The sequence below is a fragment of the Rubellimicrobium roseum genome (genome assembly GCF_006152145.1).
GTDB classification, from domain to species: Bacteria; Pseudomonadota; Alphaproteobacteria; order Rhodobacterales; family Rhodobacteraceae; genus Rubellimicrobium; species Rubellimicrobium roseum.
Genome location: NZ_VDFV01000016.1, coordinates 68,493 through 78,450 on the forward strand (window position 1 = coordinate 68,493; position 9,958 = coordinate 78,450).

At 69.5% G+C, this 9,958-nt stretch carries 11 protein-coding genes; 7 read left to right on the forward strand and 4 right to left on the reverse strand.

What is annotated here, in order from left to right:
• Window positions 1-3 precede the first annotated feature (3 nt).
• The gene (locus tag FHG71_RS12595; RefSeq protein ID WP_139082041.1) at window positions 4-1,257 is read right to left on the reverse strand and encodes a DNA polymerase IV; all 1,254 of its coding nucleotides are present in this window, start codon (window positions 1,255-1,257) and stop codon (window positions 4-6) included.
• A gap of 34 nt (window positions 1,258-1,291) precedes the next feature.
• On the opposite strand from FHG71_RS12595, the gene FHG71_RS12600 reads away from it, so the two are divergent.
• The 4 genes from FHG71_RS12600 to FHG71_RS12615 all read left to right on the forward strand — a co-directional run bounded on the left by FHG71_RS12600 (window position 1,292) and on the right by FHG71_RS12615 (window position 3,714).
• A complete protein-coding gene (locus tag FHG71_RS12600; protein ID WP_139082042.1) occupies window positions 1,292-1,717 on the forward strand; it encodes an NUDIX domain-containing protein in 426 nt (141 codons plus the stop codon).
• 32 nt (window positions 1,718-1,749) lie between these two features.
• Window positions 1,750-2,643, forward strand: a complete 894-nt coding sequence (locus FHG71_RS12605) for an SPFH domain-containing protein (RefSeq protein ID WP_139082043.1) — start codon at window positions 1,750-1,752, stop codon at window positions 2,641-2,643.
• The gene (locus FHG71_RS12610) at window positions 2,640-2,912 is read left to right on the forward strand and encodes an NfeD family protein (RefSeq protein WP_176559407.1); all 273 of its coding nucleotides are present in this window, start codon (window positions 2,640-2,642) and stop codon (window positions 2,910-2,912) included. Before FHG71_RS12605 ends, FHG71_RS12610 begins: the two co-directional genes overlap by 4 nt.
• Window positions 2,913-3,225: 313 nt before the next feature.
• Window positions 3,226-3,714 carry a YciE/YciF ferroxidase family protein gene (locus FHG71_RS12615; protein WP_139082044.1) on the forward strand — a complete coding sequence of 163 codons (489 nt, stop codon included), beginning with the start codon at window positions 3,226-3,228 and terminating at the stop codon, window positions 3,712-3,714.
• A 54-nt stretch (window positions 3,715-3,768) separates the two neighbouring features.
• Here FHG71_RS12615 and pyrF read toward each other — a convergent pair whose 3' ends face one another.
• A complete protein-coding gene (gene pyrF / locus FHG71_RS12620; RefSeq protein WP_139082045.1) occupies window positions 3,769-4,458 on the reverse strand; it encodes an orotidine-5'-phosphate decarboxylase in 690 nt (229 codons plus the stop codon).
• Between the two features lie 196 nt (window positions 4,459-4,654).
• On the opposite strand from pyrF, the gene clpB reads away from it, so the two are divergent.
• The gene (gene clpB / locus FHG71_RS12625) at window positions 4,655-7,279 is read left to right on the forward strand and encodes an ATP-dependent chaperone ClpB (RefSeq protein ID WP_139082046.1); all 2,625 of its coding nucleotides are present in this window, start codon (window positions 4,655-4,657) and stop codon (window positions 7,277-7,279) included.
• A gap of 68 nt (window positions 7,280-7,347) precedes the next feature.
• Here the strand turns inward: clpB and FHG71_RS12630 are convergent, their stop codons facing one another.
• Window positions 7,348-7,854: a fasciclin domain-containing protein gene (locus FHG71_RS12630; protein WP_139082047.1), complete on the reverse strand. Its 507-nt coding sequence runs from the start codon at window positions 7,852-7,854 to the stop codon at window positions 7,348-7,350.
• A gap of 354 nt (window positions 7,855-8,208) precedes the next feature.
• On the opposite strand from FHG71_RS12630, the gene msrP reads away from it, so the two are divergent.
• Window positions 8,209-9,108: a protein-methionine-sulfoxide reductase catalytic subunit MsrP gene (msrP, locus tag FHG71_RS12635; RefSeq protein ID WP_139082048.1), complete on the forward strand. Its 900-nt coding sequence runs from the start codon at window positions 8,209-8,211 to the stop codon at window positions 9,106-9,108.
• A gap of 3 nt (window positions 9,109-9,111) precedes the next feature.
• Window positions 9,112-9,729, forward strand: coding sequence for a protein-methionine-sulfoxide reductase heme-binding subunit MsrQ (msrQ, locus tag FHG71_RS12640; protein ID WP_139082049.1), 618 nt, complete (start codon window positions 9,112-9,114; stop codon window positions 9,727-9,729).
• A 24-nt stretch (window positions 9,730-9,753) separates the two neighbouring features.
• Here the strand turns inward: msrQ and FHG71_RS23985 are convergent.
• The coding region (locus FHG71_RS23985) for a hypothetical protein (RefSeq protein WP_218014087.1) at window positions 9,754-9,958 on the reverse strand (205 nt) is incomplete at its 5' end.

A 9,958-nucleotide genomic window follows, 5' to 3' on the forward strand; every position in this document is an offset into this window, starting at 1 on the left:
ACCTCACCTCAACGCGCGGCCCTTGAGGATGGCTCCCTCGCCGAAACGCGCGCGGATGACGTCGGCCGCCCGCTCGGCGCGGGCGCGCCGGTCGGCTTCGGGGTCGAGGAGGTCGCCCTCGCGGTCTGCGCGCGCGGCGGGGCCGATCTCCGAGAGCCCGACGCCGAGGAGTCGGAAGGGGCCCGGCTCGGCCACCTGATCGAGGAGCCCGCGCGCGGCGCGGTAGATGGCCTCGGCCATCTGGGTGGGCTCGCGCAGGGCGATGCGGCGCGTGAGCAGGTGATGGTCGGCCCGCTTGAGCTTGAGCGTGACGACCCGGCCCGCGACGTCCTTGGCCTTGGCGCGACCGGATACCTTTTCCGCCATCCGCCAGACATGGCCGTCGAGGAGGTCGCGGTCGGCGGTGTCGGCGGGGAAGGTCGTCTCGTTCGAGATGCTCTTGAGGTCGCGGTCGGCGTGGACGGCGCGGTGATCCTCTCCTCGCGCGAGATGCCAGAGCCGTTCGCCCATCTGGCCGAAACGGGCGTGGAGGTCGCGCCGGTCCCAGCGGAGCAGGTCGCCGATGGTGCGGATGCCGGCGCGCTCCAGCGCCGCCTGTCCGGCGGGGCCGATGCCCCAGATGAGCCGCACCGGGCGGGGGGCGAGGAAGTCGGCCGTCTCGGCCCGGCCGATCACCGAGAAGCCACGCGGCTTGTCGAGGTCGGAGGCGACCTTGGCCAGGAACTTGTTGTGCGACAGGCCCACGGAGCCTGAAAGGCCCAGTTCGTCCTGCATCCGCCGGGTGAGCCGCGCGAGCATCACCGCCGGAGGCGCGCCGTGGAGCCGCTCGGTCCCCGAGAGGTCCAGGAAGGCCTCGTCGAGCGAAAGGGGCTCGATTCGGGGGGTGAGCTCCTCCATCAGGGCGCGGATGGCCCGCGAGGCCTCGGTGTAGGCAGCGAATCGGGGCTTCACCACGACCGCCTCGGGACAGAGCCGCAGCGCCTCGAACATGGGCATGGCCGAGCGCACGCCCCGGATGCGGGCGAGGTAGCAGGCCGTGGAGACGACGCCGCGCTTGCCGCCCCCCACGATCACCGGCACGTCGCGCAGATCGGGGTTGTCGCGCTTCTCCACGGCGGCGAAGAAGGCGTCGCAGTCCATGTGCGCGATGGCGAGCGAGAAGAGTTCGGGATGGGCCATGACGCGGGGCGACCGGCAGGCGGGGCAGCGCCGGCCGTTCTCGAATCGGTGCAGGCAGTCGCGGCAGAGGGTAGGCATGGGCACAGGATAGCCGAGCCCGAGGGGAGGGGCGATGGAAAGGGTTCACGGCGCCAAGGGAGCGCTCCTGCTGGGTCCGCGGCTTCTGGTGACGCTGCGTGACGACTTCGACTGGATTCCCTGGCCCGGCTGCTGGGACCTCGTGGGTGGCCTGAGCGAGCCCGGCGAGACCCCGCGCGAGACGCTGGTCCGCGAGGCGCGCGAAGAGGTGGGGCTGGACCTCGGTCCCGCCGAATGGCTGGCCGAGTGGAGCTATCCGGCGACGACGGCACCAGGCAAGGTCGTCCGCTTCCACGTCCTGCGCCTGCCGGAGGACGCGGCTCACCGCATCCTGTTCGGCGACGAGGGGCAGGCCTGGATGCTGATCGAGCCCCGGCGCTTCCTCGCCCTTCCCCGCGCCGTGACCACCCTGCAGGAACAGCTCCGGCTCTGGCTCGACGGAGCGGGCAGTGGCGGCTAGCGTGAAGCCACGCCATCAACTTCGGACCCGCCATGAACCTTGACGACACGGGGCTTTCCGGCCCGACCATCGTTCTGATCCTTCTCGCGCTCCTGATCGTGGTCGCGATCTTCCGCGGCATCCGGGTGGTGCCGCAGTCCGAGAAGTTCGTGGTGGAGCGCTTCGGCCGCCTCCGCTCGGTGCTGAGCCCGGGGCTCAACCTCATCGTGCCCTTCCTCGACCGCGTGGCGCACCGGGTCTCGATCCTCGAGCGGCAGCTTCCCACGACCCGGCAGGACGCCATCACCTCGGACAACGTGCTGGTGGCCGTCGACATCTCGGTCTTCTACCGGATCACCGAGCCCGAGAAGACCGTCTACCGCATCCGCGACGTGGACGCGGCCATCTCGACCACCGTCGCCGGGATCGTGCGCAGCGAGATCGGGCGCATGGAGCTCGACCAGGTGCAGTCGAACAGGTCCTCGCTGATCGGCGCGGTCAAGGCGCAGTTGGCCGATCAGGTGGACGACTGGGGGATCGAGGTCACGCGGGCCGAGATCCTGGACGTGAACCTCGACGAGGCGACGCGCTCGGCCATGCTCCAGCAGCTCAACGCGGAACGCGCGCGGCGGGCGCAGGTGACGGAAGCCGAGGGCCGCAAGCGCGCAGTCGAGCTTCAGGCCGATGCGGAGCTTTACGCCGCCGAGCAGCAGGCCAAGGCGCGGCGCATCCAGGCCGACGCCGAGGCCTATGCGACGGGCGTGGTGGCCGAAGCCATCGGGCGGAGCGGTATCGAGGCCGCGCAATATCAGGTCGCGCTCAAGCAGGTCGAGGCGCTGGTCGCGCTGGGCAAGGGCGAGGGCCAGCGCACGGTCGTCGTGCCGGCCGCGGCGATCGAGTCCTTCGGCGAGGCGTTCCGCATGTTCGCGGGCGGGCGGCGCCCGTGAGCTGGTGGCTCCTCTGGTGGGTCTGGGTCGCGGTGGCGATCCTCTTGGGCGTGCTGGAGGTGCTGCTCCCCGTCTTCGTGTTCCTGGGCTTCTCGGCCGGGGCCATGGGTACGGCGGCGCTGGTGGCGCTGGGCCTCCGGCTGGGGGTGGGCGGCACGCTCGTCACCTTCGCGGTCCTGTCGGCGGGGGCCTATGCGGTGCTGCGGCTCTGGCTGGGGACGGCGCGGGGCCGGGCCAGGGTCGTCGAGCGCGACATCAACGAGAACTGAGCGGCGCGCCCCCGGGGAGGGGACGCGCCGCCGGCTCCGCGGGCCACGGTCGCGGAGCCGGGCCGGTCCGTCGGGGGATGCGACAGGACGCGGCCCGAAGCCCGGGGGCGGCGGGGTCCCAGCCTGTCCGCCATGCTTTCGAACCCCATTGCTCGCCTTGCCGATAGAACGAGCATCCACCCCGGATGGTTGCATTCCGCCGAGCGGGAATCGCCTTGGAACGGAAGCCCGCAACGGGACGTTCCGGGAGGGACTACAGGGACGCGGGTGCGCCCGGCCCTGCCTCTTCCACAATCCCCCATGGAGGTTCGCGATGAAGACGCTTCAGGACGCGTTCGAGCACGGGCTCAAGGACATCTACTACGCCGAGAACGCCCTGCTGAAGGCCATGCCGCAGATGGCGCAGAAGGCGGAAAGCCAGGAACTGCGCGCCGCCATCGAGCAGCACCAGCAGGAAACCCAGCAGCAGGTCCAGATGCTGGAGCAGGTCTTCCGGCAGATGGGCAAGGAGGCCAAGGGCGAGCGCTGCGACGGCGTCGAGGGCCTGATCGCCGAGAACCAGAAGGTCATGTCCGAGGCGCAGGCCCCGGCGCTGGACGCCGTGATCCTCGCGGGGGCGCAGGCCAACGAGCACTACGAGATCACCCGCTACGGCACCCTGATCGCTTGGGCCAAGGAGCTTGGGATGCAGGAGGCCGAGCAGACCCTGACGCAGATCCTCCAGCAGGAGAAGCAGACGGACGAGAAGCTGACCCGCATCGCCGAGAGCATGGTGAACCAGCGCGCGCAGTCGGCCGCCTGACGCTGCCGGTCCGAAGGGACAAGGGGCCGCTCCCGCCGGGGGCGGCCCTTGCTGTTACGGCATCTCTGCGAGGATCGCCTGGGCGGCCGAGCGGGGATCGGCGGCCTGCCAGACGGGGCGGCCCACCACGATGTGGTCGGCGCCGGCGCGCAGGGCGGCGGCGGGCGTCTCGACCCGCTTCTGGTCGCCCAGGGCGGCCCCGGCAGGCCGCACGCCGGGGGTCACGATGAACTTGCCGGTCGCCTCGGGCAGGGCGCGGATGCGGGCGGCCTCCTGTGGCGAGGCAATCACGCCATGGGCGCCGGCCGACAGCGCGCGGGCGGCGCGTTCCTCGACCAGCGAGGCCACGTCGCCGTCGCGGATCAGGGCGTCGTCGAGATCCGACCGGTCGAGCGAGGTCAGGATCGTCACGGCGAGGATCTTGGTGACCGACCCGGCGGCGCCCTGGACGGCCGCGCGCACCACATGGGGGTCGCCGTGGACGGTCAGGAAGTCGAGATCGAAGCGGGCGAGTCCCCGCACGGCCGCCTCGACCGTCGCGCCGATGTCAAAGAGCTTCATGTCGAGGAAGACGCGCTTGCCGCGTTCGTCCTTCAGTTCCCGCGCGAGCGCCAGGCCCCCGCCGGTGAGCATGCCAAGTCCCACCTTGTAGAACGACACCGAGTCGCCCAGCGCGTCGGCGAGGCGCAGCCCCGAGAGGGCGTCGGGGACGTCGAGGGCGACGATCAGGCGGTCATCGGGCACGGGCGATCCTCCTTGGGCTCGGGGGTCCTTGGGGGCAGGGGCCGGGCGAGTCAAGGCGCGGGACGGTCCTGCGGATTCTGTGCGGCCCAGGTCTTGCGGCGCGAAAAAGCGTGACCCACATCAATCCCGAGGCCCGGTGGGTCGTGCCGCGATGGGCGGGCGATCCGGGAAACGGGCGCTTGGAAAGGGAGATGCCATGAACTTGGAGAAGTTCACGGAGCGGTCGCGCGGATTCCTGCAGGCGGCCCAGACCATCGCGCTGCGCGAAAGCCACCAGCGCGTTCTGCCGGAACACCTTCTGAAGGCCCTGATGGACGACGAGCAGGGGCTCGTCGCCAACCTGATCGACCGCGCGGGCGGCTCGTCGAAGCGCGTGCGCGAGGCCGTGGACGCGGCCGTGGCGCGCCTGCCCAAGGTGTCGGGCGATGCGGGGCAGGCCTATGTGGACAGCGCGCTGGTGCGCGTGCTGGACGAGGCCGAGAAGGTCGCGACCAAGGCGGGCGACAGCTTCGTCCCCGTCGAGCGGATGCTCATGGCGCTGGCCATGGTCAAGTCGAAGGCGCAGGAGGCGCTCGACGCCGGGGCCGTGACCGCGCAGAAGCTGAACAGCGCGATCAACGACGTGCGCAAGGGCCGCACGGCCGACACGGCCTCGGCCGAGGAAGGCTATGACGCGCTGAAGAAGTACGCGCGCGACCTGACCGAGGCGGCCGCCGAGGGCAAGATCGACCCGATCATCGGGCGCGACGAGGAGATCCGCCGTTCGATGCAGGTCCTGTCGCGGCGCACCAAGAACAACCCGGTCCTGATCGGAGAGCCCGGCGTGGGCAAGACCGCCATCGCCGAAGGCCTCGCGCTGCGCATCGTCAACGGCGACGTGCCGGAGTCCCTGCGCAACAAGAAGCTCATGGCGCTCGACATGGGCGCGCTCATCGCGGGCGCGAAGTACCGGGGCGAGTTCGAGGAGCGCCTGAAGGCCATCCTCAAGGAGATCGAGGCGGCGGCCGGCGAGGTGATCGTCTTCATCGACGAGATGCACACGCTGGTGGGCGCGGGCAAGGCCGACGGCGCGATGGACGCGGCGAACCTCATCAAGCCGGCGCTGGCGCGGGGCGAGCTTCACTGCATCGGCGCCACGACGCTGGACGAGTACCGCAAGCACGTGGAGAAGGACGCGGCCCTTGCCCGTCGCTTCCAGCCGATCATGGTCGAGGAGCCCACGGTCGAGGACACGATCAGCATCCTGCGCGGCATCAAGGAGAAGTACGAGCTGCACCACGGGGTGCGGATCAGCGACTCCGCGCTGGTCGCGGCGGCGCAACTCTCGCACCGCTACATCACCGACCGTTTCCTGCCCGACAAAGCCATCGACCTCGTGGACGAGGCGGCCAGCCGCCTGCGGATGGAGATCGACTCCAAGCCCGAAGAGCTGGACGCGCTTGACCGGCAACTCCTGCAACTTCAGATCGAGGCCGAGGCCCTGAAGAAGGAGGACGACGACGCCTCCAAGGACCGCCTCGCGCGGCTGGAGAAGGAGATGTCCGAGCTGCAGGAACGCTCGGCCGCGATGACGGCGAAGTGGCAGGCCGAACGCGCGAAGCTCGAATCCGCCCGCACCGTCAAGGAGCGGCTGGAGGAGGCGCGCGCGCAACTCGACCGCGCCAAGCGCGAGGGCAACCTCGCCGAGGCCGGGCGGCTCGCCTACGGCGAGATCCCGCAACTGGAGCGCGAGCTGACCGAGGCCGAGTCGCAGGGCGACGGGCTCATGGTCGAGGAGGCCGTGCGGCCCGAGCAGATCGCCGAGGTCGTGGAGCGCTGGACGGGCATCCCGACCAGCCGGATGCTGGAAGGCGAGCGCGAGAAGCTCCTCCGCATGGAGGAAGCCTTGGGCAAGCGGGTCGTGGGGCAGCACGCGGCCGTCGAGGCCGTCAGCCGCGCCGTGCGGAGGGCGCGGGCGGGGCTCAACGACGAGGGGCGGCCGCTGGGCAGCTTCCTGTTCCTGGGCCCGACCGGCGTGGGCAAGACCGAGCTGACCAAGGCCTTGGCCGAGTTCCTGTTCGACGACGACACGGCGATGGTCCGCATCGACATGTCCGAGTTCATGGAGAAGCACTCGGTCGCCCGTCTGATCGGCGCGCCTCCGGGCTACGTGGGCTACGACGAGGGCGGGGTGCTGACCGAGGCCGTGCGGCGGCGTCCCTACCAGGTCGTCCTGTTCGACGAGGTCGAGAAGGCGCACCCGGACGTGTTCAACGTGCTGCTGCAGGTGCTCGATGACGGGGTGCTGACCGACGGCCAGGGCCGGACGGTGGACTTCAAGCAGACCATCATCGTGCTGACCTCGAACCTCGGCGCGCGGGCCCTGTCCGAACTGCCCGAAGGGTCGGACGCGTCGGCGGCCAAGCGCGAGGTGATGGAGGCGGTCCGGGCGCACTTCCGGCCCGAGTTCCTGAACCGGCTCGACGAGCAGATCATCTTCGACCGGCTCGACCGGGCGGACATGACCGGCATCGTCGAGATCCAGCTCCAGCGGCTGGAGAAGCGGCTGGCGGCGCGCCGGATCACGCTCCAGCTCGACCAGGGCGCCAAGCAGTGGCTGGCGGACGAGGGCTACGATCCGGTCTTCGGTGCGCGCCCGCTCAAGCGGGTGATCCAGCGGTCGCTGCAGGATCAGCTGGCCGAGATGATCCTCGCGGGCGAGGTCCGGGACGAGGAGACCGTGCCGGTCACGTCCGGTCCCGACGGCCTGATCGTCGGCTCCCGCGTGGCGCCGGGGACGGGTCCGCGCCGCGACCGGCCTGTGGACGCCGTCGTCCACTGAGGCCCATGACGGAAAACACCCGGCGGAGCGATCCGCCGGGTGTTCCGCATTCCGTCCGACCTTGGAGCTTACTGCGAGGCGGCTTCGCCTTCGGGCGGCAGGATGACCGCGTCGATGACGTGGATGACGCCGTTCGAGGCCTGCACGTCGGGCTGCGTGATATTGGCGCCATTGATCATGGGCCCGCCTTCCAGCGTGATCGTCGCCGGCGCGCCGTTCACCGTGGTCACTTCCTGACCTTCCGTAAGCTGGTCCGACGTCACTTCACCCGAAACCACGTGATAGGTCAGGATGGAGGACAGTTGCTCCGGGTTGGCGAGCAGCTCGTCGAGCGTGCCTTCGGGCAGCGCGGCGAAGGCCTCGTCGGTGGGCGCGAAGACGGTGAAGGGCCCTTCGCCCGACAGGGTTTCGGTCAGGCCCGCCGCCTCGACGGCCGCGGCCAAGGTGGTGAAGCTGCCTGCGGCGGCCGCGGTTTCAAGGATCGTGCCCTCGGCGGCGGCCTCGTGGTTGTCGGCGAAGGCCAGCGTGCCGAAGCTGGCGACGGCGGCGGTAACGGCCAGAAGGGTCGTGCGCATGGTCGTCTCCTGTTGCTGCTGTTCGTGGCAGGATGCCGAAATGGGCATCTGGGGCCTCAGATAGGCAGGCTCGCTCCGCTGGTAGAGGCCAAGTCCGTCATCGAGGCGCGACTCTGGCAGCCTCGGCGCCGGATCGCTGATACGGATCGGCTCGCTTTGCGGCTTTCTGCCAAGCGAAGCGCACCGTATCCCGCGCCTCTGGCCACGGCGCAGGCGGCACTTAGATGAAACATCTGTGCCTGCTTTGTCCGACGCCGTCCTGTTCCCCATTTCCCGCTCTACGGCGAATTGAGCGGACCGTGATGGCATGCGGTGTCAGGATGCCTACCTGACGCTAGGTCGAAGGAGGATGGCATGGCCCGACGCTGGATGAACGATCTGACCTGGGCGGACGTGACGCCGAAATCCCTCTACCTGAACCGGCGCCAGATCATGGCCGGGGCAGGGGGCCTGGGGGCCGCGGCTCTGGCCGGCCCGGCCGTCGCGCAGGAGGATCTGGAGCCCAACACCCTGGACCAGATCACCAGCTACAACAACTTCTACGAGTTCGGCTACGACAAGGAAGACCCGGCCGCTCATGCCGATGCCATGGTCATCGAGCCTTGGTCGGTGAAGGTCGACGGTCTCGTGGACCGGCCCGGCGACTACGCCTTAGCTGATCTGCTCGACGGGTTGGAGGTGGAGGAGCGCATCTACCGCCTGCGCTGCGTTGAGGGCTGGTCCATGGTGATTCCGTGGAACGGCGTGGAACTTGCCGACGTGCTGGCGAAGGTGGGTGTGCAGGAGGGCGCGCGCTTCGTCGCCTTCGAGACTACCGTGCAGCCCGAGGTCATGCCGGGCGTCCAACGCGGCGTGCTCGACTTCCCCTATGTGGAGGGGCTGCGGCTGGACGAGGCCCAGCACCCGCTGACGATCCTGGCCACCGGCCTCTACGGCGAGTCCCTGCCCAAGCAGAACGGCGCGCCGATCCGCCTCGTGGTGCCGTGGAAATATGGCTTTAAGTCCATCAAGTCGATCGTGCGCATCTCCCTGGTCGAGCAGCAGCCGCCTGCAACCTGGAACCTGACCAACCCGAGCGAGTACGGCTTCTACTCCAACGTGAACCCGACCGTGGACCATCCCCGCTGGAGCCAGGCGACCGAGCGGCGCATCGGCGGGGGACTCTTCTCCTCGCGCCAGCCCACGCTGATGTTCAACGGCTACGACGAGGTGGCGGGGCTCTACGAGGGCATGGATCTCGCGGAGAACTTCTGAGACATGGCCGTCCCTGCTCCCTTGACGCAGACGGTGAACGGCTGGCTTCGGGTCGTGCCGCCTTGGACGCTTTACGTCCTAGGCGCGCTCTACATGGGCTGGCTCTTCTGGCGAGCGGCCACGGACGTCGCCTTGGTCGAGCCCATCGACTGGCTCGAGCGTGCCTATGGCCTCGCTTCCCTCCAGCTTCTTGTGGCGACTTTGGCGGTGACGCCCCTGCGCCGGTTCGCCGGGCTGAATCTGCTGCGCTTTCGCCGCGCGCTGGGGCTTCTCGTGTTCTTCTTCGTGCTGGCGCATCTTCTGGTCTGGGCGCTGCTCGACGTGCAGGCGCTGGGCGCGGTCTGGGCCGACATCGTCAAGCGCCCTTATGTGACGATCGGGATGGCGGCCTTCCTTCTGCTGGTGCCGCTGGCGGTGACCTCGAACGACCGGAGTCTGCGGCGTCTCGGCGGCGCGGTCTGGCGGAAGCTGCACAAGCTGACCTATGCCGTCGCGGTGCTGGGCGCCATCCACTACGTCTGGCTCGCCCGTGGCTTCGCGCTGGAGCCTCTGGTCTATATGGGGCTTATCGCGGGACTTCTGGCGCTGCGCCTTCCGGCCCCACGCGCCGCTGCGGCCTGAGGCGAAGCCGGTGTCACGTGGCGGTCAAGAAAGATGCGTTTTTCTGTCATTGACCTCTTGCGCTCCCGGTGCCCCATCCGTAGATAGCCGCTCGCCGGACGATGCAGCCTCGTGCAAGGGGTGGAACTGGACGGCGGCGACCGGGATGTAGTTCCTGTGTGGCTTGCTCTTTGACAGTATGGACGCATTGAAGGGATATGCGGGCGGCTTTGGGGTCTTGTCGATCGAC